Genomic DNA, 25,194 nt, shown 5'->3' with positions numbered 1-25,194 from the left:
CAGGAGGAGCCCCGCCATGGCCGACGCAGGACCGGGCCTGGGCGGCTGGTGGGTGCCGCTGCACCACCCGACCCCGGCGGTCGTCGCCGAGTGCACGCGGCTGCGGGAGGCCGGTGACTGGGCGGGCGCGTGCCGGGCCGCGGGCCTGATCCCGGGCGTCGACCTCGCCGCGGTGGCGGCGGACCACGGCAGGGCGGTCGCCCGGCGTATCCAGGACGACCTGGCACAGCTCGCTCCCGACCTGCTGCGCATCCATCTGAGCGACGGGTATCACTTCCGCCGCGGCTGGCCGGGCGCCGTCCTGACGGACCTGGCCGAGACGCCGGCCGGACCGGAGATCGAGCCGGTCCCGCTGCCGGACGGGCCGGTTGTCCTCGCGATCACTCCGCCGACCCGGGACCGGGCCGACGGCGCGGGTGCGCGGCTACGGGTGCTCACCCCGGATCAGGTGACGCGCATCTGGACCGCCGTCCCGGAGTGGTGCTGGCGCGCCGACGCCGACGATGCGCGCGGCGACGCCTACCGGAAGGGGCATCCGCAGGCCGGCCGGGACATGTCGGCCCTGCGCAACGGACTGATGAGCCGGCACCAGCTGCACCCGCTGACCTTCGACTCGCTGTACCCGGACGAGGTCCGGACACCGCCCGAAGGGGGCCGGGACTTTCCCGCCGTGCGCGTGCGCTGCGCGACCGTGTGGCACGAGGTGCAGGTCGTCGGCGGGAACCTGATCGCGCGGGAGCACACCGAGCAGGAGATCCGGCGCGAGCTGGCACTGGGTGCGTTCGGTGGGCCGGTCAACGGCTGCGCCGCGGCGCTGCGGACGTGGCGGACCGGGCTGGGGCGGCTGCCCAAGCGGCTGCGGTGGCAGCGCGAGTTCTTCTTCCGCTGCGCGCGGGAGGGGCGTGGCGACGTGGTGCTCGCGATGCTCGACGCCGGGTTCGATCCGGCGGTCGTGGACGGCGGCGGGGCGACGCTGCTGCACCTGCTGTCCGGGCTCGACCACGAGCGGGTGTTGCCGAAGCTGCTCGCGGCGGGCCTGCCGGTCGACGGCCGGGACAAGCTGGGCAGCACGCCGCTGCACCACGCGCGGGACGCGGGCGCCGAGGACGTGATCGCGGCCCTGCTGGCCGCCGGCGCGGACCCCGGCATTCCCGACCGGCACGGCAAACTGCCCGTGTAGCGGGAGCCACGCAGGGGCCGCGCCTAAGCAGACGCCGGCGCCGGTCCTCCGGCACGGCTGCGAGCAGGACCGGCGCCGACGCGACCCGGTGAGTGGACCGGGGCGGTGAGATCCGATGTCACCGATGTTTCATAACGGTGCAGACACGACAACTTGTCGTCATCGGACTCGGTCTGTATAACGTTATAGAGCGAAGGCGGTTGATCGCAACCGGACCGAAACGGTTGCGGGACAACATTTTCGGTGGCCTATTCGCGCTGCAAGAATGCCCTCCTTAATTGACGTAGGTCAATCCCACCGCAGGGAGAGTCCCATGTTCCAGCGCAACAAGGCAATGACCATCACGGCTACCCTCCTCCTGGGCGGAGCGCTGCTGAGCGCCTGCACCAAGGGCGAGGACACCGGCGCCCCCACCGACGGCGGCAGCGCCGGCGCGCAGGTGGTGGCCTCGGCGAGCGCCGGCGGCGCGGGCTGCACGCTGCAGTCGTACGGCGGCACGAAGATCGAGCTGAAGGACGCGATCGTCGGCTTCTCCCAGTCGGAGAAGGAGGCCAACCCGTTCCGCATCGCCGAGACCCAGTCCATCAAGGACGAGGCGGCCAAGATCGGCGTGAAGAAGCTCCTCGTCACCAACGCGCAGTCGCAGCTGTCCAAGCAGGTCAGCGACATCCAGGACATGCTCGCCCAGGGCGCGCAGTTCCTCATCATCGCGCCGCTGAACTCCGACGGGCTGGAGCCCGCGCTCAAGGCCGCGGCCGACAAGAAGGTCCCGGTGCTGACGATCGACCGCAAGGTCAACGCGACGGCCTGCAAGGACTACGTCGCGTTCCTCGGCTCGAACTTCGTCGAGCAGGGCAAGCGCGCGGCCGACGCGATGGTCAAGGCCACCGGCGGCAAGGGCAAGGTCGCGATCCTGCTCGGCTCGTCGGGCAACAACGTGACCACCGACCGCACCAGCGGCTTCGTGGACCAGATCAAGGCCACCGCGCCCGGCATCGAGATCGTCGCCCAGCAGACCGGCGAGTTCGCCCGGGACAAGGGCCAGCAGGTCACCGAGCAGCTGCTGCTGAGCAACCCCGGCATCACCGCCGTCTACGCCGAGAACGACGAGATGGCGCTGGGCGCGGTCACCGCGATCAAGGGCGCGGGCAAGAAGCCCGGCGTCGACATCAAGATCGTGTCGATCGACGGCACCCGCAACGCCGTGGAGGCCATCACCAAGGGCGAGATCAACGCCGTGATCGAGTCCAACCCCCGCTTCGGCCCGCTGGCCTTCGCCACCGCGCAGAAGTTCCTGGGCGGCGAGTCCATCCCCGCCAACGTCATCATCTCCGACCGCGAGTACGACTCGGCCAACGCCGCCGCGTCGCTGAGCAGCGCCTACTGAGGCTGCCGCTGTGCCGGAAGTGCGCTCGCCGAACGCCGCGGCGGGCGCACTTCCCCACCTGGAGAGACGACGGCGAGGAGGAAGAAAGCCCCGATGAACCAACCTGTGCTGGACGTACGCGGGGTCAGCAAGCGATTCCCCGGCGTGCTGGCCCTCGACGACGTGTCGCTGACCGTCGCCCCCGGCGAGGTGCACGCCCTGGTCGGCGAGAACGGCGCCGGCAAGTCCACCCTGATCAAGATCTTGACCGGCGTGTACCGGCCCGACGCCGGCGACGTGCACTACCGCGGCGAGCCCGTGGCCTTCGGCCGTCCGCTGGACGCCCAGGCCGCCGGGATCTCCACCATCTACCAGGAGGTCAACCTCGTCCCGCTGATGAGCGTGGCGCGCAACCTGTTCCTGGGCCGCGAGCCGCGCGGCCGGTTCGGCCTCATCGACCTGGCCCGGATGAACCGCGAGGCGGCCGAGGTGCTCGCCGGCTACGGCATCGACGTGGACGTGCGGCTGCCGCTGCGCTCCCTCGGCCTCGGCGCGCAGCAGATGGTCGCGCTGGCCCGCGCGGTCGCCATCGACGCCCGGGTCGTCATCATGGACGAGCCGACCTCCTCGCTCGAACCGCGCGAGGTCGACACCCTGTTCCGGGTGGTCCGCGAGCTGAGCGGGCGCGGCATCGCCATCGTGTACGTCAGCCACCGCCTCGACGAGCTCTACCAGCTCTGCGACCGGGTCACCGTGCTGCGCGACGGCCGCCGCGTGCACACCGGCGAACTCGCCGGACTCGACCGGCTGGGCCTGATCTCGCTGATGCTGGGCCGCGACGCCGCCGAGGTGCGCCGAGACGGCCTGACCGGCTTCTCCGCCCACGACGCGGGCGACGTGGAACCGATCCTGCGGGTCCGCGACCTGAGCCGGGCGCACCAGCTGCACGGCATCTCCTTCGACGTACGCCCCGGCGAGGTCACCGGCCTCGGCGGCCTGCTCGGCTCGGGCCGGTCCGAGACGGCCAAGGCGGTCGTCGGCGCGCTCGGCGCGGACGGCGAGGTCACCATGGCCGGGCAGCGGCTGACCCGACGCTCGCCCGCCGCGGCGATCCGGGCCGGGATGGCCATGCTGCCCGAGGACCGCAAGGCCGAGGGCATCGTGCCCGGCCTGAGCGTGCGGGAGAACATCGTGCTGGCCGCGATGCCCACGCTGTCCCGGTTCGGGGTGGTGTCCCGGGCGAAGCAGGACCGCATCGTCGAGACGTTCATGAAGCGGTTGCGCATCAAGGCCGCGAGCCCGGAGCAGAAGGTGTCCGAGCTGTCCGGCGGCAACCAGCAGAAGGTGCTGCTGGCCCGCTGGCTGTGCCTGCACCCGCGGCTGCTGCTGCTAGACGAGCCGACCCGCGGCATCGACGTCGGCGCGAAGGCCGAGGTGCAGGCGCTCATCGACGAGCTGGCCGCCGACGGCCTGGCCGTCGTGCTGATCTCCTCCGACCTGGAGGAGCTGGTCGAGGGCGCGGACCGCATCGTGGTGCTGCGCGCCGGAGCCGTCGTCGGCGAGCTGGCCGGCGACGACGTCACCGAGGACAACATCATGACCGCCCTGGCCCAGGAGCCCGCCCATGACTGAGGCGACCGTCAAGACGTACGCGCCGCCGGACCGGATCCGGCCCGCGCGCCTGCTGCAGGACTACGGGGTGTACGCCGCCGTGGCCCTGCTGGTGCTGTTCAACGTCGCCTTCACCGACAACTTCCTGCAGGCCGCGACCCTGCGTACGCAGCTGGTGCAGGTCGCGCCGGTGGTGATCGCGGCACTGGGCATGGCCATGGTGATCGGCAGCGAGGGCGTCGACCTGTCCGTCGGCTCGGTGATGGCGCTGGCCGCGGCGGTGCTGCCGCTGTACATCGGCTACGGGTTCTGGCCCGCGGTGCTGATCGCACTCGTGGTCGGCGGGCTGGTCGGCGTCGTCAACGGGACCCTGGTCTCCGTCGTCGGGCTGCAGCCGATCGTGGCCACGCTGGCCCTGCTGGTCGGCGGCCGGGGCCTGGCCCTGGTCTTCGCCGACGGGCAGCTCAAGGGCATCAAGGACGGCACCCTGCTGGAGCTGGGCACCGGCGAGCTGCTCGGGGTGCCGTACACGGTGCTCATCGCGGGCTGCCTGGCCGTCGTGATCGGATTCGTGGTGCAGCGCACCACGTACGGGCGGCAGCTCGTCGCCGTCGGCGGCAACCGGGCGGCGAGCCATCTCGCCGGGTTGCCCGTCAAACGCGTGCTGATCGGCACGTACGTGCTGTGCGGGGTGCTCGCGGCGCTGGCCGGGGTGCTGGCCACGGCCCGGCTCGGGGCCAGCGACCCGTCCGCGATCGGCAACCTGATGGAGCTGTCGGCGATCACCGCGGTCGTGGTCGGCGGCACGCCGCTGACAGGCGGCAGCATCCGGGTGCTCGGCACGGTTGCGGGCGCGCTGCTGATGCAGCTGGTCCGGGCCACCCTCATCAACCACGACCTGCCCGACTCGGCGGCACAGATGATCCAGGCCGGGATCATCGCGGTCGCCGTCTACATCGCCCGGGAACGGCGGACCCGATGACCCAGACCCTCGTCCAGAAGTCCCCGCACCCGGTGCCGGTCGAGCGCGAGCACCGCCGCGAGCGGCTGGCCGCGCTGGCCCAGCGGCACGGGGCGCTCGCCGTGCTCACGCTGGCCGTGCTCGTCTCGTCGGTGGTGTTCCCGTCGTTCCCGACCGCGGAGAACGCCAACGGCATCGCGATCCAGTCGTCGTTCCTGGCGATCATCGCCCTCGGCATGACCTTCGTGATCATCACGGGCGGCATCGACCTGTCGGTCGGGTCGGTGTTCGCGCTCGGAGGAGTGCTCGCCGCGTACGCCTCGCAGTGGGGCCCGGCGCCCGCACTGCTGCTGCCGCTGGCCGTGTGCGGCGCGATCGGGCTGCTGCAGGGCGTCCTGATCGCGTACACCGGGATGGCGCCGTTCATCGTGACGCTGGCCGGGCTGCTCGGGGCGCGCGGGCTGCTGCTGGCCATCACCGAGGAGGGCGCGAACACCTACCTGGTGCCCAAGGACTCGGCCTTCCTGGAACTCGGCCAGGGCACCCTGCTCGGCGTCGGCTACCCGGTGTACCTGGCGGTGCTGCTGTTCGGCCTCGGCGGGCTGCTGCTGCAGCGCACCCGGTACGGGCAGGCCGTCTTCGCGGTCGGCGGCAGTCCCGACGCCGCGGCGCTGATGGGACTGCCGGTGGCCCGGATCAGGGTGCTGACGTACCTGCTCAGTGGCATGCTGGCCGGGTTCGCCGGGGTGCTCAACGCGTCGCGGTTGTCCTCGGGCGTCACCATCCTCGGCGTCGGGCTGGAACTCGACGCCATCGCCGCCGTCGTCATCGGCGGCACGCTGCTCATCGGCGGGGCGGGCACGGTCAGCGGCACGCTGTGCGGGGTGCTGCTGCTCGGGGTCATCCAGAACGTGATCAACCAGATAGGGTCGCTGAACTCGTCGTACCAGTCGGTGGTCAGCGGCGGCTTCCTCATCGTCGTGGTGGTGGTGCAGACCTATCTGAGCAGGCGGCGGCACCTGCGTTGACGGAACGGCCCCGGCAGTGGTGACAATGAGCAGTGAGTGGAGGAAACCCGCCGATGGCGGTCAGTCTCAAGGACATCGCCCGGCGGGCGGGCGTGTCGCAGGCGACGGTGTCCAATGTCGTCAACGGCTACCGGCCCGTCGGCGAGGCCACCCGAGCGCGGGTGCAGCAGGCCATCGACGAGCTGGGCTACACGCCCAACCTCAGTGCCCGTCACCTGCGCCGGGGCCGCACCGGCATCATCGCGCTGGCCATTCCGGAGCTGAACAACCCGTACTTCGCCGAGCTGGCAGACGCGGCGATCCGCGCCGCCACCAGACGCGGGTACACCCTGCTGCTCGACTACACCGACGGTGACCGGGACAAGGAACTCCTGGTCGCCGACGGGTTCCGGGCGCAGATCATCGACGGGTTGATCCTGTCGGCGGTGCACCTCAACCGCGACGACATCGCCAGCCGCACCAGCGAGACCCCGATGGTGCTGGTCGGCGAGGCTATCTACCACGCACCGTACGACCATGTGGTCATCGACAACCTCGCCGCCAGCCGCGAGGCGATGCGGCACCTGATCGCGCTCGGGCGGCGGCGCATCGCGTTCATCGGCGCGCACATCGAGGCCAACCGGGCCCCGTCGCTGCTGCGCCTGCGGGGTTACACCGAGGCGCTGGAAGCGGCCGGGCTGCCGTTCGACCCGGACCTGACCGTCACCACCAGCGGTTTCGGCCGCGGCGACGGCGCGGCGGGCATGCGGGCGCTGCTGGCGCTGCCGCAGCCGCCGGACGCCGTGTTCGCGTTCAACGACCTGATCGCGCTCGGCGCGATCCGGGCGCTGCACGACCACGGGCTGCGGGTCCCCGGCGACGTGTCCGTGATCGGCATCGACGACGTGGAGGAGGGCCGGTTCAGCATCCCGACCCTCACCACGATCTCGCCGGACAAGGAGATGATCGGCCGCCTCGCGGTGGAGAAACTCGTCGACCGCATCGAGGGCCGCCCGGCCGGGCCGCCCGCGGAGTTCCAGCCGCCGTTCCGGCTGGTCGTCCGCGAGTCGGCGCCGGCCGCCGGGCCTGCCTGAGCGGAGCCTGCGGCCCCGGTCAGTCCTCGTCCTTCTCGTCGTCCTCGTCCTCGTCGTCCGAGTCGTCGTAGCCGGCGTCGTCGTCCTCGAGTTCCCACGGGTCCAGGTCATGTGCCCTGATCAGCGCGTTCGCGCCGGCCACGTCGCCCTGGGCGCGTAGCGCGACGGCGATGACGGCGTGCAGCCGGCGGGTGTCGGCCTCGTCCGCGCCGTCGAGGCCGCGGCGGGCGCGCTGCTCGGCCTCGGCGGGCCGGTCCCGGCGCAGCATCCGCCAGCCCGTGAACACCGCCGCCTCGCCCCGGACAACGCCGTCACCACACTGCTCGGCCAGTTCGGCGCGGGCCAGCGCCTCGTCGTCGCGGTCCTCGCTGTCGTACCACCAGGCCACGACCAGGTTCAGCCGGCCGCACGCGGTGTCCCACACCGCCGGGTCGGCGTCGGCGGGCGGGGCCGCCGCGAGCGCGTCCGCCCTGGCCATCACCTGCTCCACGGGCTGCCACCAGGCGACGTGGGCGCTGCTGACCGCGTCGCTGAGCGAGCGCAGCTCGGCCAGCCGGTCACCGGCTTCGGCGTGCCGGTCGGCGGCCTGCAGGCAACGGTCGGCCCGCTCGGCGCCCCAGAACAGCCGGGCCGACTCGTCCAGCAGCCGGCCGTGCTCGGACGCGGTCAGCGACGGCTCGGCCAGCAGCAGGTCGAGCACCTGCATCGCCTGGTCGCGGTGCTGCCCGCCGTCGCGGTAGAGCTGCCACAGCAGCTCCCGTGCCCGCCGCAGCGGCTCGGGCAGCCCCGCCCGCTCCAGGGCCAGCACCGCCTCCTCGGCGGCGCCGTAGCGGGTCTCGGCGTCGCTGTGCTCCCGCAGCAGCACCGCGGCGTCGAGCCGGGCCAGCGCGGCGGCGGCCTGGTCACCGGCGGCCGTGTGCGCGGCGATACGGTCCTGCACCTGGGCGATCCGGCTGCGGGCGCGCCCGCCCGCGGTGTCGAGCACGCTCAGCGGCAGGCTGTCCACCAGCGGTGGCGCGGTCATCCGCTGCCGGGCCAGCTCGCCCTGGAACGTGGTGCCGTTGCGGGCGTCGAACCGGGCCGCTAGGTCCGTCACCAGCGCGGTCAGCTCGTCGCGCAGGGCGGTCACCGTCGTCGCCGGCCGCCGCCCGTCGGCGCCGGTCCGGCCCTGCACGGCGATGCCGCCGTGGCCGCCGTCGGCCAGCCGGTTCAGCACCAGCACGGCGGGCGCGGCGAAGGTCAGCACGTCGTGCGGGCTGACCGTGCCCTCCAGCCACGGCAGGTGCCGTTCCAGCAGCTCCAGGCCCCGCAGCTCGTTGCCGCTGCGGCCCAGGAACGTCAGGTGGGTGCCCAGGGCCGACAGGTGCAGCCGGTCGGTGCGCATCACCCGGTACGCCGTGCGGTGCAGCTCGGCGGCCTTGCGGTACGCGCCCGTGTGCAGGTGCGCCAGCATCAGGTTGGTCCGGATGCGCTCGGGCTGGGTCCGGCACCAGCTGTCGGCGAACGGCTTGGCGACCTCGATCGCCTCGGCGTGCCGGTCCACCACCATCAGATACCAGGCCTGCGCCGACGGCACGCACACCGAGCAGTTGGCCAGGCTGTCGCGCTTGGCGGTCACCATGTCGTGGTAGGCCGCCGCCGCCTCGTCCAGGTCGCCGACGTGCAGGGCGATCTGCCAGCGGGCCTGGTGCACCGCGTGCAGGCTGTGCCCGCCGCGCAGGTAGCGGGCCCGCATGTCGGCCAGCACCGCGTACGTGCGGTCCAGCGGGATGTCGGGGAACTCCGGCAGCGCGTTCACGATCCACTTGAACTGCCAGAGGATCGACTCCTCGGTGTCCGGCCCGCCGATCTCCGGGTCGCGGTCGTAGGCGGCCAGCGACAGCGAGAACGCCAGGAACGCGCGGCGGTCGTCGCCGCCGAACACGAACTTCTCGATGGCCTCGTGCCGGAACTCGAACGTCAGCTTCGCGTCCCCGGCCGCGTCGGCGGCGCGGATCACGGCGTCGAGCGCGCCGTGCTGCGCCGGGCCGTCCGGCATCGCCATGGCCGCCGCGAACTCGTCGCGCAGCTGCTGCTCGTTCAGCGCCACAGGATCTCCCCTTCCAACTCGTCGAAGTCGTCCTCGTCCACGGGCCAGTCGTCGGCGAGGTCGGTGTAGTCGCGGCCCAGGGCGTGCAGCACGGCGGCGTACAGCAGGGCGGTCTCCCACTGCTCGTCCTGCTCGAAGGCGGCGCGGGCGAGCGGCTCGGCCGTCTCGGCCCGCCCGGCGCGCAGCAGCGCCAGCGCCTCGACCCTGGCCAGCCGCTGGTGCAGCGGGCCGCCGTCCGAAACGAGCCGCGTGCCGTCGTGGGCCTGCATGGCCGCGTCGGCATAGGAGCCGGCCAGGTGCAGTCGCCGGGCGTCGGCCAGGGCCAGCCGGGCGCGGCGCGGACGCCAGTCGTCGTCGCCGGGCGCGCCGGCGGCCAGCTTGCGGGCCCGCTCCACCGCGGCCTCGTCGACGAGGCGGTGCAGCGCCAGCAGGGCGTCGAAGGCCGCCCCGGGGTCGCCCGCCGACTCGAACTCGTCGGCCGCCGCCGTCACCCGCGTCGCCGCGCGATCCCGGTCGGGGTCGCCCTTCGCCGCGGCCAGCAGCAGCGTGATCCGGCTCGGTGCGTCGGCGGGCAGCGCCGGTGCGGCGAGCACCGCGTCGACCGCCTCCAGCGCCTCGGGCCAGCGGTGCGCGTCACGGTACAGCTCCCACAGCAGGAGCCGGCAGCGCAGCACGTCGTCGTGCCGCCCGGCGCGCGACAGCCGGCCCAGCGCCTCCTCGGCGCTGTCCAGCGCGTCGTGGGCACGCTCGGCGCGCCGCTGCTCGTGTGCCGCCTCCAGCAGCGCCGTCGCGGCGGTGTCCGCGTCGCCCCGGGCGTCGGCCTCGCTCACCACGTCCATCAGCGAGCCGACCGCCGAGGTCATGCGCTCGCGCGAGCGGACCGCCACGCTCATCGACAGCCGCTCGGTCAGCGGCTCCGCGGCCAGGTGCCCCTCGACCCGGGAGCTGACGTGCGTGTTGCCGTTGCGGGCGTCGAAGCGCGCGGCGATCTCGCGGGCCAGTGCGGTCACATCGGCGCCGACCTGCGCGACCGTGCTCGCGGCCGGGCCGCCCGGCACCGCGGCGACGGGCAGGTCGCCGTGCCCGGCCTCGGCCAGCCGCCGCAGCACCTGCCCGGCCGCGGCCGCGAACTCCATCGCCGTGTACGGCGACGACGGCGCGTCCAGCCAGCCCCGGTGCCGCTCGATCAGCTCCAGCCCCCGCGCCTCGTTGCCGGACAGCCCGCAGAACCGCAGGTGCGCGGCGATGTTGTCCAGGTGGTGCCGGTTGGCGCGCATCCGCGGGTAACCGAACCGGTGCGCGTCCACGGCGTCGGCGTGCCGCCCGGTGCGCAGGTACGGCAGCAGCAGCTCGGACAGCATCCAGTGCGGCTGCTCGGTGCACCCGCCCCGGGAGAACGGCCGGCCCAGCTCGATGGCCTCCTCGTCGCGGCCGTGCGACACCAGGTGCCGGACCTGGCCCGACGGCACGCAGGCGGCGCAGTCCGACAGCCCGTCCCGGGGCGCGGTCAGCAGCTTGTCGTACCAGTGGTCGGCCGCCGGGTCGCCGGTGTGGTGGGCCACCAGCCAGCGGTGCTGGTACACCGCGTGCAGGCTGTGCCCGCCGCGCAGGTAGCGGGCCTCCATGTCGTCCAGCACGGCCCGGGTGCGGTCCAGCGGGATCTCCGGGAACTGCGGCAGCGACCAGACCACCCACTTGAAGTTCCACAGCAGCGAGCGGTCGTCGTGGCGGCCGGTCGCCTCCGGATCGGTGTCCCAGGCCTGCAGGCAGTGCGAGAACGCCAGGAACAGCCGCGCCGGGTCGCCGTGGTGGTGGAACTCGTTCATCGCCGACAGCCGCCACGTGAACGCCTCCCGGCGCATGCCCGCGGCGTCGGCGTGGCGCAGCGCGGCGTCGTACGCGGCGAACCGGGCGGGGCCGACCGGGAACCGGTGCGCCTCGTGCCACAGCTCGTGCACCGCCTGCTCGGTCATCGTCACGCGGCACCGCCGTGCATGGCGCGGCCCAGCAGGCCCAGGAACGACTGGTTGAGCGCGGCGGTGTCGACCGGGCGCAGCGGCTGGCGGCCCAGCAGCAGCGCCTGCACGTACAGGCCCTCCACGACCAGCACCGTCAGGTCCGGGTCGGTGACCGTGACGGCCTGGCGGATCAGCGGGTTGCGGTGGTTGAGCACGAGCTGCGGCCGGTCGGTGCGCCCGGCGGTGAACGAGCCCAGGATCGAGGCCCACACGTCGTCGACGTCCTCCTGCCCGCGCCGCATGTCCAGGTGCAGCGCGGTGTCGCCGTCGAGCAGGTACAGCGCGGGCAGGCCGGCCGGGTCGAAGGCGCGGATCAGCACCTCGACGCCGAAGCGGTCCAGCGCCCGCTGCGCGCCGACCAGGAAGGCCCGCAGCCGCAGCTCGTCGTCCGGGGCGAGCTCCTCCAGCCGGGTGGACAGGTCGCTGGCCGACAGCGCCTCGGTGGTGATCTTCTCGTCGAGGGCGGGCAGCCGGGACAGCAGCTCGGCGTCGTACACGTAACCGGCGTTGACGACGGCCAGGCCCTGCGCCGAGGCGACGGCGGCGATCTGCCGGAACTCGTCCAGCGACGGCACGAACCGCACCACGCCGTAGGTGTCGCGGAACTGGGCCAGGGTCATCGGGCCGACCGTGGTCTCGTACGGCCACCACTGCTCGACCAGCCGCAGCATCTCGTCGTCGTGCACCGCGAGCGCCTTCACGCCCAGGTGGTGGATGCGCAGGAACTGCTGCAGCTTCGCCTCGTCGACCGTGCCGAGCCGGGTCATCCAGCCGCGCAGCTGGTCGCCCAGCGACTCGCGGACCTGCGCCAGCAGCGTGTCGTCGTACAGCGCCTCGCGGCTGGCCGTCGGGCGCAGCTCGGTGGTGTCGATGACGCAGCGCACGAAGAACGCCCACTCCGGCAGCAGGCCCTCGACACCCTCGCTGAGCAGCATCTGCTTCAGGTACACCCGGTGCGCCACGCGGGCGGCCGGGTTGGACGGCATCGGCAGCACGAACGCCACGCCGCGCAGCCCCGCCTCGGCCACGTCCAGGTCGATCACGTCGAACGGGGTGAACCCGAAGGCGTCCTCGGCGTACGACAGCAGCCGCGCCCGCCGCGCCACCTGCGCCTCGCCCTCGCCGGTCTCCCACGGGGCCAGCCCGGCGGTGATCGGCTCACCGTCGACCCGCACCGTGATCGGCAGCATCGAGCCGTACAGTCCCGCCAGCTCGCGCACGGTCTGCGGCAGCAGCCACTCCTCCGCGCCCCGCCGCGGCCGCAGCGTCACGATCGTGCCCGGCGCGGCGAGCGCGTCGTCGCCGTCGAGCACCCGCACCTGGTAGCTGCCGTCCGACGAGCCCAGCCACTCCACGGTCGGGTTGTCGCCGCACCGGGTGCGCACCTGGATCGTGTCGGCGACCAGGAAGCACGACAGCAGGCCGATGCCGAACTGGCCCAGGAACTCGTGCCTGGCGAAGCCCAGATCGTCGCGCTTGGAGCTGCGGCCGATCGTGGCCAGCAGCTCGTGCACCTGGGGCTCGGTCAGCCCGATGCCGTTGTCGGTGATGGTCAGCGGCTGCCCGGCGGCCTTCGGAGCGCTGATCTCGATGGCGCCGGCGTGCTCGGGGTCGGTCACCCGCACCGCGGTGATCGCGTCGACGGCGTTCTGCATCAGCTCGCGGACGTACACCCGCGGGCTGGCATAAAGGTGGTGGCTGAGCAGGTCGACGATGCCGCGCAGATCGACGTGGAAGGTGTACGACACGAGGTCCTCCGTGGTGGGGTGTTCGCGGTCGCCGACCCTACCGTCCGTCACCGACGTTCGCGGACCGGATTTCGGCCGCACGCCACCATCTGGACGGACCGGGGCGGCGGCTGTCGGTGCCCGCTGGCACCATGTCGCCCACGAGGGAGAGAGGTGGCCGGTGGAGCAGCTGATTCCGAAGCTGGCGGACGTGTGGCAGGAACACCTCGACGCCGACAGCGAGGCGTCGGGCCGGCGGCTGGGCAACGTGCTGGGCACGGAGTGGAAGGGCTGGGTCCGTGACATCACGGCGCTGCCCGGCTGGGCGGCGGTGCAGGCGTGGCAGCCGCAGGACCGGCGCGGCCCGGCCATGCACCTGCACGCCCTGGCCTGCGCCGGCCGGCTCGACTGGCCGGCGCAGCGCGACCTGCTGCGCCACCTGGCCGCCCAGGACGCGCCGTGGACCAGCGCCCACCTGTCCTGGTGCCTGCGCCAGGTGGCCCGCGGCGCGGGCCACGACGGCGAGCTGCTGCACCTGGAACTGCCGGCCGCCCTCGCCGCCGGGCTGCCCGGCGCGCAGCTGGTCGGTCACCGGCGCGCGCTGGAGGCGGTTTTGGCGATCGTCGAGGAGAACCCGCCGGTCGATGTACGGCTCGAACGCCGGCTCCGCACCGCGCTGAACATCGGGATCAGGAAGGCCGGCGACCACGTGCTGCCCGTGTGGCTCGGGCAGTCCGCGGGCACGCTCGGCGCGGCCGTGCAGGACCGGCTCGGCGACGTGCTGCGCGGCACCGGCGTCGGCGACCTGCTCGACCACTGCTCGACCCTGGAGAAGCTCACGCCCGACGTCCGGTGGCGGCGGCGTGCCGAGCAACTGCTGGCGGCCACCGCCGGAGGCGACGACGTCGTCCGGGGCATCCTCGGCTGCTTCGCCGAGCACACCTCGTACGTCCTCGACGAGGCCGACCGGCTGCTGCGCGCGCTGACCTGGCTGCTGGCAGCCGATCCGGGTCCCGCGGCGACCGCGCTGCTGGCCCGGGTCACCGACACCGCAGCCTTGTCGGCCCGCGGGGACGGCCACCCCCGCGCGCCGCTGACCGCGAACGCGTCGGTCACGCTGCTGGCCCGGCGCGACGGCGACGTGCCGCTGACCACCCTGGCCCGGCTCAGCACCGCGGTGCGCAACAAGGGCCTGCAGAAGCGGGTGCGGGCCGCGTTCGCGCAGCTCGGCGAGGCGCGCGGCCGGACGTACGCCGAGATGCTGGAGCTGTGCGTGGATACGCACGGCCTGGACGCCGACGGTCGGCACACCGAGCAGGTCGGCGGCCACCAGGCGGTGGTGGCGCTGGTGGACGAGCGCCCGCGGCTGAGCTTCCGCGACGGCGAGACGGTCCTGCGCTCGGTGCCCGCCGCGGTGCGCGACGGTTTTCCCGCCGACCTCAAACGGCTGCAGGAGCTGGTCAAGGAGATCGGTCGGACGGTCACCGCGGAACGGCGGCGGGTCGAGTCCGTGCTGTCGGAGGAGCGCGACTGGGCGTACGCCGACTGGGTCGCGCGTTATCTCGACCATCCCGTCACCGGCGTCTTCGGACGGTCGCTGATCTGGGAGACCGGCGACGGCGAAGGCTGGACGGCGGGCATCCCGGTCCGCGACCGCGGCGGGTGGGCGCTGCGCGGCCCGGACGGCCTCACCGTGCGCGGAACCCGGGTCCGGCTCTGGCACCCGGTGCGGGCCGCGGCCGCACAGGTGGCCCGCTGGCGTGACCACGTGGCGGCAGGCGCGCTGCGCCAGCCGTTCAAGCAGGCGTTCCGCGAGGTGTACCGGCTCACCCCGGCCGAGGAGCAGACCGCGACGTACTCGAACCGGTTCGCCGCGCACATCCTGCGCTACCGGCAGGCCAACGCGCTGATGCGGGTCCGCGGCTGGCACGCCGGCTACCTCGGGCCGTGGGACGGCGGCCACCACAGCGCGGCGGCCCGCGAACTCGGCGGCGGCGGGTGGCGGGCCTCGTTCGACCATACGCTCGCCGACGGCATGGGCGGCGGCGACCACGAGGCCCGTTACTGCGGCACCGACCAGGTGCGGTTCGCCCGCCGGGACGGGCGCGGGTGGCGGGACGTGCCGCTGGCCGAGGTGCCGGTGCCGGTGTTCAGCGAGGCGATGCGCGACGTGGACCTGTTCGTCGGCGTCACCTCCATCGCCGCCGACCCGCAGTGGGCCGACCACGGCGATCGCCGGTTCGACGAATACTGGCGCAGTGCCGGGTTCGGCGAGCTGACGCCCACCGCGCAGATGCGCCGCGAGGCACTGGAGCGGCTGCTCCCGCGTACGAGACTCGCCGGCCGGACCTCGCTCGGCGAGCGCTGGCTGCGGGTGCGGGGCAGTCTGGGGGCGTACCGCATCCACCTGGGCTCGGGCAACGTGCTGAGGGAACCCGACGACGCCTACCTGTGCATCGTGCCCGCCCGGTCGCCCGCGGTGCGGCTGCCGTTCGACGAGGACACCGTGCTGAACGCGATCGTGGCCAAGGCGTTCCTGCTGGCCGCCGACGAGAAGATCACCGACCCGTCGATCCTGCGCCAGCTCCGGCGCTGAGCCGCATCGAGCGTCGGTTGCCGCGCCCGGCCGGTGCACGCCTGCTGCGGGGGGCGGGCACCGGCCGATGCGGCAGGCGGGGTTACCGAGCTGTGCCCGGTCGGTGCACCGCCGGCTGCCCGCCGACCGGAGGCAGGTCCTTGTCGGCGTAGCAGACGGTCACCGGGCAGCTGTTCGCGACGTGCAGGTCGGGGTGGTGGCGGTCGAGGAACTCCTGGCGGGCGGCCTGCCCCTCGGCGGTGCGGCCGGTGGCGTGGAGGTTGCGCTGCAGGGCGTACAGCGCCCAGATCAGCATGTCGGTGGCGTGGTGGTCCTGGGCGGGGTCGATCTGTCGAGCGTTCGCGACCGCCTCCTCGGCGAGCCGGAGCCGGGTGCCCGGCGAGTCCGTGACGCGCTCCAGGCGCAGGAGCGCGCTCACCAGGCGGCTGCGGTGACCGGGGGTGCGGGCGGCCAGCGTGCGGCAGGCCCATACCTCCGCCGTCAAGTCCGGTCCGGTGGACGAGAGGAGAACGGTCCGCGCGATGTGCTCAGCGTCGATCAACATGCCTCCGGGGCTCGATGGACACAACACGACGCCCGCCGCGGGCGGCGGGCGTCGCGTGCCGGTCTCCGAGGGGCGCCACCTCGAAAACGGACACGAGCGGGAAGCTTAGGCAGCGCGGATCGCAGGTCGCGACGGTCGAACGGCCGAGTGAAGATCGCGTGGAGCCGCCTTATGCTGATGGCGGTTCAACCTGTGGCACGGTCAGACGGGCGGCCGCCGGGTGTCCGTGGAGGACTTCGTCAGCGAGAAGTCGTCGCAGCCCGCATCGGCGACCTCGCCGCGGATGCTCTGCCCGGCCCGGGGCGAGAACGAGGCTTCGAGCCCGACCATGACGTAGTCGCCGGGCCGTTTGATCCAGTGACCCGGCTGCAGCGTGAAGCCGGTCGCCGTGTACGAGCCCTCGACCACGAACGACCCGCGCGGCACGTTCGGGTTGCTCTTCACCGGGAAGAACTCGAAGGTCGCCTCGACCTCGTGGTCGTCGACGACGAACAGGACCAGCTTCATCCCGGTCAGGCCCTGCCGGCAGCGGTAGGTGCCCTCCCACGTCCCGCTGAGGAAGGCCCGCGCCGCGGTGAGATCGTCCGTGGACGGCGACGGCGACGGCGACGGGGTCGGTGCGGCGCTCGCCGTGGGCGTCGGTGCGACCAGGAGGTTCGGGTCGGCCGGGCTGCCGGGCCGCTGGATCAGATACCACGCGCCACCGGCGACGAGCGCGAGCGCCACCAGGGCGGCCACCCCGGCGAGCACCCAGGTGAGCGTCTGCGAGCCGCCGGAGCGGGCCGCCGTCGCGGGCGGCGACCAGGGCGGCAGCGTCTCGGTGGGCGGCGGGTGCGCCCCCGGGGCCAGCGGCAGGGTGCCGGTCGTGGCGAACATGGGCGGGGCGAGGTCGTTGAGCAGCGCGTCCAGCCAGGTCGTGAGGGTGTGCACGCGGCCCGACGGCGCGGCGGACAGCGCGTTGAGCAGCCGGTGCTGGAAGGCGGGGAACGCCGCGCTCAGCGGGTGCGCGCGCAGCTGCTCGGCGAGCCGGAACAGGTCGATGCCGGCCCGCGGGCCGGGGCCCGGGGGGTGCACCGGCGGGGGCGTGCCCAGCACGGCGTGCACGACGGTGGCGACGAACGCGTACCGGTCGGCGTCCGGGCTGGTCAGCGCGCCGGGCAGGAACAGCTCCGGGGCGGCGTACGGGGTGCTGCGGGCGGCCACCAGGGAGCCGTCGACGGTCCACAGCTCGCCCAGGTCGGCGGGGCTGCTGGAGCCGTCGGGGCGGACGACGACGGTGGCCGGTTTGACGTCGCCGTGCGCGACCGGAACGCCGGTGCGGCGGCCCGAGTGCAGGTCGTCGAGGACGGCGGCGGTTCCGGCGAGCACGCGCACCCGCTGCGCTAGCCCTTCGTACGGGTTGAGCGCGAGCCAGTCGAGATAGGACTGATCACCGAACCGATTGTCGTACACGGCATCTCCCTGTCACGGCGTGCGCCCGTCGACAATATAGACGGCCGTGTCACCGATCCGGTCAGAGCAGGTCGGACAGGGTGCGCAGCTGCGTAGCGACCGACTGGCCGATGGCGCGACCGTGCGCCTCGCCGCCGGAGGAGTAGCGGGTCAGCACGGCCATGGTCCAGTCGTCGCCGAGCGCCAGGCAGTTGACGTTGTAGAAGCCGTACGGCGCGGGACGCCACACCCAGCCGTTCTTGATGGCGATCCTGGACTGCTCCGCCGCCGGGAAGGCGCGCCGGATGCCGAAGTTTCCGGTGCCGCGCACCGCGCGCATCTCGCCGATGAGGTACTCGGTCCAGGTCGGGCCGGCCGCCGCGCCGGTGCCGATGGCGTGGGCGATGCGGCAGGTGTCGCGGGCCGACAGCTGGGTCTTGCTCCAGTCCGGCCCGGCCGCGGAGTCGGTCAGCTTGCAGATCGAGATCAGCCGGGTGATCGTGGCCCGCCCGCCGAGTTCGTTCCACAGGAGGGTGGCCACGGCGTTGTCGCTGTCGCGGATCAGCTTGGTGATCTCGGCAAACCGTGCCGCACTCGGTGTCCGGCCCGCCTCGGTGGCGCGGCGCAGGTAGTCGGCGGCCAGCCACGCCTTGATCATCGAGGCGGTCATGTTCGTCTCGTGCAGGTTCTTCGAGCCGACGATCTCGCCGGTGCCGCGGTCCATCAGCGCCCAGCTGTACCAGCCGCTGGTGGTGATTTTGACCAGGTCGCCGGCGTTGGCCGCGGTCAGCACGCGGGCGCGCTCGACGCCCGGCGGACCGGGCTGGGCGGGCACGGCGACCGGTGCGGTGTCGGCCGGGGCGGGCGGCTCGTGCCAGACCGCCGCCGTGCCGGGGTCCGCGCCGCCGCGGCCGGCCAGCCAGAGGCCGCCGGTGGCCAGCGCGGCCACGCCCGCGCCGCCGGCCAGGAGGGCGCGTCGACGGGTGTGCTCGGTCATGAGGGGGTTCTCCGGGGGATGCGGAGCGGTGGCCGGCGGCGGGGGTGCGCGTCGGCGGTCCAGGGCGGGGGTGCGGTTACGCCGTCGATGATGCCCCAAGTCGGGGCGTCGTAGGGTCCGCGAACCGGGTCAGTCCAGGCTGATCGTTCCGGTGATGGTGGTCGGTCCGGACGCGGACAGCGCCTCGGCGATGCCCTCGGCCCAGCCGCGGATCGCGTCCCAGTCCCGGAAGTCGCCCTCGGGCGCGCGCAGCGCCACGACCAGCGCCTGCTCGGCGATGCTCAGCCGGCTGTGTTCGAGCCGCCCGGCGAACACCTTGTGCTCGCGGGCGAGCGTCGCCTCGGCGATGGCGGTGACGTCGACCGGGTCCTCGTCGGGCATCGGCGGGTCGCCGACCGGGCCGCTCGAGAACAGCCACACCGGACGGGTGGACAGCACCGCCGCGTGGCTCTGCACGAACCAGCGGGCCGGTTGCAGCCAGTGCCCGGAGTACACCGCGCTGCCGATGACGAACGCGTCGAAGCCGTCGACCTGCACCGACGGGTCGATCTCGCAGGCGGTGGCGGAGAAGCCGCGGTCCTCGAGCACCTTGGCGATGGCGTTGGCGATCTCCGCGGTCGCCTCGTACTTCGAGGCGGCGGCCACCAGCACGCGCCGGGGCGGGCCGGTCTGGCCGGTCAGCGCCTCGGGCAGCTCGTCCAGCTGCGCCATGACCAGGCGCTGCAACGGCGGCTCCAGCAGGGGCGGCGCGGTGGTGGGGGCGGGAGCGGGAGCGGTCGTCATGCCGGGGTCCGCTCCAGGTCGGCGTCGGCCTGCGCGAGCAGCCGCTGTCCCAGCTCCACCAGGGCACGGCCGGCGGCCAGCTCGTCGCCGATCACGGGCACGTCCTCGTCGAACCGGGTCCGCACCGCGCTGCCGTCGCCGCGCAGCGCGGTCGGCGCGCCGCCGGCGTCGAGGCGGGCGTGTGCCTGCGTACGGCCGGAGCCGTCGTCGTCGATCGTTATGTCGACGGTCCAGTGCTTCGTGCTCATCGGCCCGGCCTCCCGGCAGTCACGCGCCGACACGCCGTCAGGTCGCGTGCCGCCCCTGCCATTGTCGCGCCCGCGCCGCCCGGGTTGGGCCGGTTGGCCTGCACAAAGGGCATTTCTGGCCGATCGCGGCCGCCGCGCCCGGCGACGTGGTCGCGGCGCGGCGGGTCCCCGCTCACTAAGGTGTGCGTGTGTCCAGCGAACAGGTGTACGCCGGTGTGTTCGGCACCGTGCTCGGAATCGCGCTGCTCATCGCCGCCATCCGGTGGATGTTCGGCAAGCGGTGAGGTAAAGGATGGCTGACATGGTGTACGCTCCGGCGTACCAGCGATGTCAAGTATTCTTTACATCGTCGGGTCGACCGAGAGGATCTGCCATGACCTCCTGCAAGCCCGCCCCCGCCGACACCGACCGCGTCCCGACCACGTTCGAAGAACGCAACACCTGGTGCATGGCGATCCTCGTGCCCGCCACGTCGCTGGCGTACTTCGCCGTGGTCGTCCCGCGCCTGTGGCGCCAGCCCGTCGCCGAGATCGCCTGGGTGACGCCGATGCTGTGGGCGATGGGCGCCACCTTCGTCGGCACCATCCTCGGCTCGATCGTGGCGGCGATGTTCGCCCGGGACGGCCATACCGAGTCCGACGTGCGCGACCGGGAGATCGTCCGGCACGGCGACCGCATCGCCCAGAACGTGCTCGGGTTCGGGGCCGCGGCCGTGCTGGTGCTGGCGATGGTGCGGGCCGACCAGTTCTGGATCGGCAACGTGCTGTTCCTGCTCGGGGCCGTCGGCACGACCTGGGGCGCGATCGCCCGGATCCGGGCCTACCGCGGGGCGTTCCATGGTTAAACCGACCCGGGTCACCAACCGCATCCGGGTGCTGCGCGCCGAGCACGGCGACATGACCCAGGCCGAGCTGGCCGAACGGGTCGGCGTCACCCGGCAGACCGTCATCGCCATCGAGCAGGGGCGCTACTCGCCGTCGCTGGAGATGGCGTTCCAGATCGCCCGCGTGTTCAAGGTGCCGCTCGACGACGTGTTCCAGTACCCGGGAGACGCCGGCTGAGGATGCCGGGGCCGCCCGCGGTTCGCGCCGGGTGGTGGCATCATGGCCCGATGGCTGCTGAGGATCCCGCGGAACGCCGCTGGCGGACGATGCGCGGCTGCGACCGGATCCTGTCCGGCCACCGCACGCCGTCCCTGCGTGAACGGCTCGCGGACCTCGCCGCCGTCGACTACGACGGGCTCGACGACCGCCCCGACTTCTACGGCGGCGGCCCGGTCGCGGCGCTGGAGCGGCGGGTCGCCGGGCTGCTCGGCAAACCCGACGCGGTGTTCTTCCCGACCGGCACCATGGCCCAGCAGGTCGCGCTGCGCTGCTGGGCCGAGCGCACCGGCAACCGGGCCGTCGCCCTGCACCCGCTCGGGCACCTGGAGGTGCACGAGCGCCGGGCCTACCAGACGCTGACCGGCCTGCGCGGGGTGTGGCCGACGACCGAGCCGCGCCAGCCCACCGCGCAGGAGGTGCGCGACCTCGACGAGCCGTTCGGCACGCTGCTGGTCGAGCTGCCGCTGCGCGACGCGGGCTTCCTGCTGCCCACCTGGGACGAGCTGAACGCGCTGGTGGCCGCGGCGCGCTCGCGCGGGGCGAAGGTGCACTTCGACGGGGCCCGGCTCTGGGAGTCGGTGTTCCACCTGGGCCGGGACCTGCCGACCGTGGCGGGGCTGGCCGACAGCGTGTACGTCTCGCTGTACAAGACGCTCGGCGGGCTGTCCGGCGCGCTGCTGGCCGGGGCCGAGGACTTCACCGCGCAGGCGCGCGCCTGGCGGCACCGCTACGGCGGGCAGCTGTTCCAGCAGTGGCCCGCGGTGCTGGCCGCGCTGGCCGGCCTCGACCGGGAACTGCCCCGCCTCGGCGAGTACGTCGCGCACGCGAAGACCGTCGCCGCGGCGCTGGCCGCGCTGCCCGGCGCGCGCGTGTTCCCGCACCAGCCGCACACCCACCAGTTCCAGCTGTGGCTGCCCGGCCCGGCCGCGGCGCTCAACCAGGCCGTGCTGGCCCTGGCCGAGCAGCAGAAGACCTGGTTCGCCAACGTGTTCACCGACCGGACCCCGGGCCTGGCGATGACCGAGATCACGGTGGCCGCCCCGGCGCTGGAGTGGACCGCCGGCGACGTCACCGCGGCCGGGCTCGCCCTGCTGGAACTGGCCGCCGCGGCAGCGGGCTGAGAGACTGGCCGTGATGCTCACGACGCTGCTCGACGAGGTGGCCCGGCTGCGCGCGACCCGGCCGGGCCGGTTGCTGGTCGGCATCGCCGGCGCGCCCGGCGCGGGCAAGTCCACCCTGGCCCAGGAGCTGGCCGCGAAGCTCGACCGCGCCGCGGTCGTGCCGATGGACGGGTTCCACCTGGCCAACGCGGAGTTGCGGCGGCTCGGCCGGGCCGACCGCAAGGGCGCGCCGGACACCTTCGACGCGGCCGGCTACGCCGCGCTGCTGCGCCGCCTGCGCGAGGCGACCGGCGAGACGGTGTACGCGCCGACGTTCGACCACGTCCTCAACGAGCCCGTCGCCGGATCGATCCCCGTCCCGCCGGCCGCCGAGGTGATCGTCACCGAGGGCAACTACCTGCTGCTGGACACCCCGCCGTGGGACGGCGTGCGTCAGCTGCTCGACCTCGCCGTCTACCTGTCCGCCGACGACGGCCCCCGGGTCGACGGACTGCTCGCCCGCCAGCACGCCAAGGGCCTGGATCCCGACGCCGCCCGCGACTGGGTGTACCGCAGCGACGAGGCCAACGCCCGCCTCGTCGAGACCACGGCGGTCCACGCCGACCTCCACCTGCACCGCGCCTGACCCGCCCGCTTTGCGGCTTATGAGGACATGGTCCGTTAGCCTGCCAGGGTGCATTCGAAGCTCAGCGAGCGGCAGCGGCGCATCCTCGAGGTGATCCAGGACGGCGTGACCAGTCGCGGCTACCCGCCCACGCTGCGGGAGATCGGCCGGGCGGTCGGCCTGGCCGCGTCGTCGTCGGTCGCGTACCACCTGCGCGAGCTGGAGGAGAAAGGTCTGCTGCGGCGCGACCGGGGCCGCCCGCGGGCGCTGAGCGTGCGGCTGCCGCTGGACGACGACGGCATCCCCCAGCAGCGCGGAGTGGCCACCGTGCAGGTGCCGCTGCTCGGCACGATCGCCGCCGGCGGGCCGATCCTGGCCGAGGAGTCCCTGGAGGAGACGCTCACGCTGTCGCGCGACCTGGTCGGCCACGGCACGCTGTTCTCGCTGCGGGTGCGCGGCGACTCGATGGTCGACGCGGCGATCTGCGACGGCGACGTGGTGGTGATCCGCCAGCAGCCGACCGCGCACAGCGGGGAGATCGTCGCGGCGATGATCGACGGCGAGGCGACCGTGAAGGTGTACCGGGTCAGCCGCGGGCACGTCGAGCTGGTGCCGTGCAACCCGGCGTACGAAGCGATCCCCGGCGACGACGCGGTCGTGCTGGGCAAGGTGGTGGCGGTCGTACGCCGGGTGCGGTGATCAGCCGTCGAGGCGGGCGCGCTCGGCGGCGTACTGATCGTCGGTCAGCTCGCCCCGCTCGCGGCGGCGCTCCAGCGTGGCCAGTGCCTCCGCGCGCTGCTCGAAGGTGGGCGAGGCCGGCGGCGCGGCCGGGAACTGCTGGGCGGGGTGGCCCGGGGCGGCGTAGCCGTAGGGGGCGGCAAGGACGCGGGGCGCACGCCGGAAGTAGGCGTTGGCCGGCGGCAGGGCCAGCAGCACCGCGACGGCGATCAGCGCCAGCATGCCGAAGCCGAACAGCGCCAGGCTGCCGTAGAAGTACCAGTCCGGGTAGCCCTGGGGCAGCCGCTGGGCGAAAGTGTGGATGCCCGAGCTGTCGCGGCTGTACGCGGTGAGGTAGCCGACGCTGCTGAACGCGGGCGTGCCCGCCGAACCGAGCCCGCACACGTTGCACAGCAGGGCGAACCCGACCGCGATCCAGGTGAGGATGCGCCCGACGAACGCGCCCCGGCCGACCGCCAGCGCGAGCAGCAGCACCACGGCGGCCGCGACGACGCCGAATCCGGCCGACACCACCGGCAGCGCACTCGTGAGCCCGCTGACGAAGTCCCAGGCTCGGGGATCGACCCCGGACTCCGCCATGGCCGCGCGCACGCGGGCGGGGTACTCCCCGGAGCCCGCCATGATCATGATGGCGTCGACCAGGTAGGCGGCGGCCACGGCGATGAGCAGCCACCTTGCCGCGGTCACTCCGGCCGGGCGTTGCTTCGAAGTGGGCGCAGGCTGGGGCGCGGCGGCGTCGGTCATGGCTGTTCCTCCCGTGGACAGGGCTGCGAGGTTAGCAGTCACCCACCAACCGGGAAGACCTGCCGCCAGGTCACATCCATTGTGTTAACTGTCGGAATGCGTGCCTGGGAGGACGAGTACGCCGAGTTCGCCACCGCGCTGGCCCCGGCGCTGCGGCGGCAGGCGCGGGAGCGGTGCGGCGACTGGGCGGTGGCCGAGGAACTGGTCCGGCGCACCCTGCTGCGGCTGTACCGGCGCTGGCCGGCGCTGGGCTACGAGCCGCCCGAGGCGTACGCCCAGCGTTTCCTGCTCCGCGCGCTGCGCCGGCACAAGCCCGGGGAGCCGGCCGAAGGTCCCGAGCCGCCGCTGGGCCTGGCCACGGCGGAGCTGGTGGCCGCCGGACGGCGGCTGCGCCGCCGCGACCTCGCGGTCAGCACGCTGCTCACGGTGGCGCTCGCGGTCGGCGGCGGGTTCGCGGTGATCATGCTGCGGCCCGATCCCGGCGGCACGCCGCCACCCGAGGAGGTCGACTGCATGGCCGGGGTCCCCGGGCCGACGCCCCTGCCGTCGCTGACCCGCTCGCCGGTGCCGCCCGCGCCGCCGCAGGCCGGGGGCCGCTCCGGGGTGGACCGGTTCGCGGTGCTGTCCGGCGCGATGCCGCTGGCCCAGGCCGAGCCGGTGACCACCGACGCGGCCCTGACCGAGCGCTACGCCTGCCTGATGGCCGAGCTGATCCTCACCCGGGTCAACCCGCTCGGCCTGCGCCGCAACGACCTCGGCCTGGCCGACGGCGGGGACGCGCGCGAGCTGGCCCCGCTACCCGACCCGGCCCTCGCCCCCGGCGCGCTGACGGTGAGCCTGCAGCTGGTCAACGGCAACGGCTACGGCACCCTGACCATCTCGGCCGCGCCGACCACGTACGTGCCCGACCTGAGCCACTGCGAGCGCCTCACCTGGTGCGGCTTCAGCGCCGAACTCGACAGCGGCGCGGTCCTGGAGCAGTACGGAGTGCGCGAGCAGCCCGAGGACCGCCGCGCCGGCTTCGCCCTCGGCCCCGACGCCCAGCTCTGGACCGTCGTCGTCTACACCGGCCACACCTTGGTCATGGTCACCATCACCAACACCCCCGACCCCTTCGCCGCCCAACCCTCCAGCCAGCGCAACCCCGCCCTGGGCATGTCCGTCACCCAGTTCGCCGCCGACCCCCGCCTAGCCCTCTTCGACCCCACCTGACCCGCCCCCGCCCCCCGCCC

22 protein-coding genes are annotated in these 25,194 nt (G+C 73.6%); 13 read left to right on the top strand and 9 right to left on the bottom strand.

The features are described from left to right. The first annotated feature begins 16 nt into the window (after positions 1-16). The 6 genes from Cco03nite_RS18960 (at position 17) to Cco03nite_RS18935 (ending at position 7,219) form a co-directional block, all read left to right on the top strand. The gene (locus Cco03nite_RS18960) at positions 17-1,180 is read left to right on the top strand and encodes an ankyrin repeat domain-containing protein (RefSeq protein ID WP_203693459.1); all 1,164 of its coding nucleotides are present in this window, start codon (positions 17-19) and stop codon (positions 1,178-1,180) included. Between the two features lie 313 nt (positions 1,181-1,493). Then, complete coding sequence (locus Cco03nite_RS18955; protein ID WP_203693458.1) at positions 1,494-2,567, top strand: ABC transporter substrate-binding protein; 1,074 nt, start codon at positions 1,494-1,496, stop codon at positions 2,565-2,567. Between the two features lie 93 nt (positions 2,568-2,660). Further along, positions 2,661-4,178: a sugar ABC transporter ATP-binding protein gene (locus Cco03nite_RS18950; protein ID WP_203693457.1), complete on the top strand. Its 1,518-nt coding sequence runs from the start codon at positions 2,661-2,663 to the stop codon at positions 4,176-4,178. After that, a complete protein-coding gene (locus Cco03nite_RS18945; protein ID WP_203693456.1) occupies positions 4,171-5,139 on the top strand; it encodes an ABC transporter permease in 969 nt (322 codons plus the stop codon). Before Cco03nite_RS18950 ends, Cco03nite_RS18945 begins: the two co-directional genes overlap by 8 nt. Continuing rightward, a complete protein-coding gene (locus tag Cco03nite_RS18940; RefSeq protein WP_203693455.1) occupies positions 5,136-6,146 on the top strand; it encodes an ABC transporter permease in 1,011 nt (336 codons plus the stop codon). The genes Cco03nite_RS18945 and Cco03nite_RS18940 overlap by 4 nt, the downstream gene beginning before the upstream one ends. A 53-nt stretch (positions 6,147-6,199) precedes the next feature. Next, positions 6,200-7,219: a LacI family DNA-binding transcriptional regulator gene (locus tag Cco03nite_RS18935; protein WP_203693454.1), complete on the top strand. Its 1,020-nt coding sequence runs from the start codon at positions 6,200-6,202 to the stop codon at positions 7,217-7,219. A 19-nt stretch (positions 7,220-7,238) separates the two neighbouring features. Here the strand turns inward: Cco03nite_RS18935 and Cco03nite_RS18930 are convergent, their stop codons facing one another. The 3 genes from Cco03nite_RS18930 to Cco03nite_RS18920 are packed head-to-tail and all read right to left on the bottom strand — an operon-like array spanning position 7,239 to position 13,074. After that, positions 7,239-9,308: a hypothetical protein gene (locus tag Cco03nite_RS18930; protein WP_203693453.1), complete on the bottom strand. Its 2,070-nt coding sequence runs from the start codon at positions 9,306-9,308 to the stop codon at positions 7,239-7,241. Further along, complete coding sequence (locus Cco03nite_RS18925) at positions 9,299-11,281, bottom strand: hypothetical protein (RefSeq protein ID WP_203693452.1); 1,983 nt, start codon at positions 11,279-11,281, stop codon at positions 9,299-9,301. The genes Cco03nite_RS18930 and Cco03nite_RS18925 overlap by 10 nt, the downstream gene beginning before the upstream one ends. A 2-nt stretch (positions 11,282-11,283) precedes the next feature. Beyond that, the gene (locus tag Cco03nite_RS18920) at positions 11,284-13,074 is read right to left on the bottom strand and encodes an HSP90 family protein (protein ID WP_203693478.1); all 1,791 of its coding nucleotides are present in this window, start codon (positions 13,072-13,074) and stop codon (positions 11,284-11,286) included. A gap of 160 nt (positions 13,075-13,234) precedes the next feature. On the opposite strand from Cco03nite_RS18920, the gene Cco03nite_RS18915 reads away from it, so the two are divergent. Beyond that, positions 13,235-15,649: a DUF4132 domain-containing protein gene (locus Cco03nite_RS18915; RefSeq protein ID WP_203693451.1), complete on the top strand. Its 2,415-nt coding sequence runs from the start codon at positions 13,235-13,237 to the stop codon at positions 15,647-15,649. Between the two features lie 82 nt (positions 15,650-15,731). Here Cco03nite_RS18915 and Cco03nite_RS18910 read toward each other — a convergent pair whose 3' ends face one another. The 5 genes from Cco03nite_RS18910 to Cco03nite_RS18890 all read right to left on the bottom strand — a co-directional run bounded on the left by Cco03nite_RS18910 (position 15,732) and on the right by Cco03nite_RS18890 (position 19,652). Next, complete coding sequence (locus tag Cco03nite_RS18910) at positions 15,732-16,193, bottom strand: hypothetical protein (protein WP_203693450.1); 462 nt, start codon at positions 16,191-16,193, stop codon at positions 15,732-15,734. A 201-nt stretch (positions 16,194-16,394) separates the two neighbouring features. Then, complete coding sequence (locus Cco03nite_RS18905; protein ID WP_203693449.1) at positions 16,395-17,645, bottom strand: serine/threonine-protein kinase; 1,251 nt, start codon at positions 17,643-17,645, stop codon at positions 16,395-16,397. Positions 17,646-17,706: 61 nt separating this feature from the next. Continuing rightward, positions 17,707-18,621, bottom strand: a complete 915-nt coding sequence (locus Cco03nite_RS18900) for a serine hydrolase (protein ID WP_203693448.1) — start codon at positions 18,619-18,621, stop codon at positions 17,707-17,709. A gap of 129 nt (positions 18,622-18,750) precedes the next feature. After that, positions 18,751-19,404, bottom strand: a complete 654-nt coding sequence (locus tag Cco03nite_RS18895; RefSeq protein WP_203693447.1) for a flavodoxin domain-containing protein — start codon at positions 19,402-19,404, stop codon at positions 18,751-18,753. Beyond that, on the bottom strand, positions 19,401-19,652 hold the full coding sequence (locus Cco03nite_RS18890) for a dsRBD fold-containing protein (RefSeq protein WP_203693446.1): 252 nt from the start codon (positions 19,650-19,652) through the stop codon (positions 19,401-19,403). Before Cco03nite_RS18890 ends, Cco03nite_RS18895 begins: the two co-directional genes overlap by 4 nt. A gap of 373 nt (positions 19,653-20,025) precedes the next feature. Between Cco03nite_RS18890 and Cco03nite_RS18885 the strand changes: the two genes are divergently transcribed. From Cco03nite_RS18885 to lexA, 5 genes are read left to right on the top strand one after another with little or no spacing between them, the layout of a single operon-like run. Beyond that, positions 20,026-20,496, top strand: coding sequence for a hypothetical protein (locus Cco03nite_RS18885; protein ID WP_203693445.1), 471 nt, complete (start codon positions 20,026-20,028; stop codon positions 20,494-20,496). Then, entirely contained in the window at positions 20,489-20,713 is a 225-nt protein-coding gene (locus Cco03nite_RS18880; RefSeq protein ID WP_203693444.1) for a helix-turn-helix transcriptional regulator, read from the top strand. The genes Cco03nite_RS18885 and Cco03nite_RS18880 overlap by 8 nt, the downstream gene beginning before the upstream one ends. A 50-nt stretch (positions 20,714-20,763) precedes the next feature. Beyond that, positions 20,764-21,876 carry a threonine aldolase family protein gene (locus Cco03nite_RS18875; RefSeq protein ID WP_203693443.1) on the top strand — a complete coding sequence of 371 codons (1,113 nt, stop codon included), beginning with the start codon at positions 20,764-20,766 and terminating at the stop codon, positions 21,874-21,876. A gap of 13 nt (positions 21,877-21,889) precedes the next feature. Then, positions 21,890-22,501 (top strand): nucleoside/nucleotide kinase family protein, encoded by a 612-nt coding sequence (locus Cco03nite_RS18870; protein WP_203693442.1) that lies wholly within the window; start codon positions 21,890-21,892, stop codon positions 22,499-22,501. 48 nt (positions 22,502-22,549) lie between these two features. Continuing rightward, the gene (gene lexA / locus Cco03nite_RS18865; protein ID WP_203693441.1) at positions 22,550-23,179 is read left to right on the top strand and encodes a transcriptional repressor LexA; all 630 of its coding nucleotides are present in this window, start codon (positions 22,550-22,552) and stop codon (positions 23,177-23,179) included. Here the strand turns inward: lexA and Cco03nite_RS18860 are convergent, their stop codons facing one another. After that, positions 23,180-23,962: an SHOCT domain-containing protein gene (locus tag Cco03nite_RS18860; protein WP_203693440.1), complete on the bottom strand. Its 783-nt coding sequence runs from the start codon at positions 23,960-23,962 to the stop codon at positions 23,180-23,182. Positions 23,963-24,058: 96 nt separating this feature from the next. Here Cco03nite_RS18860 and Cco03nite_RS18855 point away from each other — a divergent pair, with 96 nt between their 5' ends. Next, positions 24,059-25,174 carry a sigma factor gene (locus Cco03nite_RS18855; RefSeq protein WP_203693439.1) on the top strand — a complete coding sequence of 372 codons (1,116 nt, stop codon included), beginning with the start codon at positions 24,059-24,061 and terminating at the stop codon, positions 25,172-25,174. The last annotated feature ends 20 nt before the right edge of the window (positions 25,175-25,194 follow it).

Source organism: Catellatospora coxensis (assembly GCF_016862635.1).
Classification (GTDB): domain Bacteria; phylum Actinomycetota; class Actinomycetes; order Mycobacteriales; family Micromonosporaceae; genus Catellatospora; species Catellatospora coxensis.
The sequence above is the reverse complement of the archived record's forward strand: the minus strand, read 5'-3'. Positions and strand labels throughout refer to the sequence as shown.

Coding starts and splice junctions, on each gene's coding strand:
- Cco03nite_RS18855 (WP_203693439.1), top strand. CDS start 24,059: ATGCGTGCCTGGGAGGACGAGTACGCCGAGTTCGCCACCGCGCTGGCC.
- Cco03nite_RS18885 (WP_203693445.1), top strand. CDS start 20,026: ATGACCTCCTGCAAGCCCGCCCCCGCCGACACCGACCGCGTCCCGACC.
- Cco03nite_RS18925 (WP_203693452.1), bottom strand. CDS start 11,281: ATGACCGAGCAGGCGGTGCACGAGCTGTGGCACGAGGCGCACCGGTTC.
- Cco03nite_RS18945 (WP_203693456.1), top strand. CDS start 4,171: ATGACTGAGGCGACCGTCAAGACGTACGCGCCGCCGGACCGGATCCGG.
- Cco03nite_RS18910 (WP_203693450.1), bottom strand. CDS start 16,193: ATGTTGATCGACGCTGAGCACATCGCGCGGACCGTTCTCCTCTCGTCC.
- Cco03nite_RS18890 (WP_203693446.1), bottom strand. CDS start 19,652: ATGAGCACGAAGCACTGGACCGTCGACATAACGATCGACGACGACGGC.
- Cco03nite_RS18875 (WP_203693443.1), top strand. CDS start 20,764: ATGGCTGCTGAGGATCCCGCGGAACGCCGCTGGCGGACGATGCGCGGC.
- Cco03nite_RS18955 (WP_203693458.1), top strand. CDS start 1,494: ATGTTCCAGCGCAACAAGGCAATGACCATCACGGCTACCCTCCTCCTG.
- Cco03nite_RS18880 (WP_203693444.1), top strand. CDS start 20,489: ATGGTTAAACCGACCCGGGTCACCAACCGCATCCGGGTGCTGCGCGCC.
- Cco03nite_RS18900 (WP_203693448.1), bottom strand. CDS start 18,621: ATGACCGAGCACACCCGTCGACGCGCCCTCCTGGCCGGCGGCGCGGGC.
- Cco03nite_RS18950 (WP_203693457.1), top strand. CDS start 2,661: ATGAACCAACCTGTGCTGGACGTACGCGGGGTCAGCAAGCGATTCCCC.
- Cco03nite_RS18895 (WP_203693447.1), bottom strand. CDS start 19,404: ATGACGACCGCTCCCGCTCCCGCCCCCACCACCGCGCCGCCCCTGCTG.
- Cco03nite_RS18940 (WP_203693455.1), top strand. CDS start 5,136: ATGACCCAGACCCTCGTCCAGAAGTCCCCGCACCCGGTGCCGGTCGAG.
- Cco03nite_RS18960 (WP_203693459.1), top strand. CDS start 17: ATGGCCGACGCAGGACCGGGCCTGGGCGGCTGGTGGGTGCCGCTGCAC.
- Cco03nite_RS18860 (WP_203693440.1), bottom strand. CDS start 23,962: ATGACCGACGCCGCCGCGCCCCAGCCTGCGCCCACTTCGAAGCAACGC.
- Cco03nite_RS18935 (WP_203693454.1), top strand. CDS start 6,200: ATGGCGGTCAGTCTCAAGGACATCGCCCGGCGGGCGGGCGTGTCGCAG.
- Cco03nite_RS18870 (WP_203693442.1), top strand. CDS start 21,890: ATGCTCACGACGCTGCTCGACGAGGTGGCCCGGCTGCGCGCGACCCGG.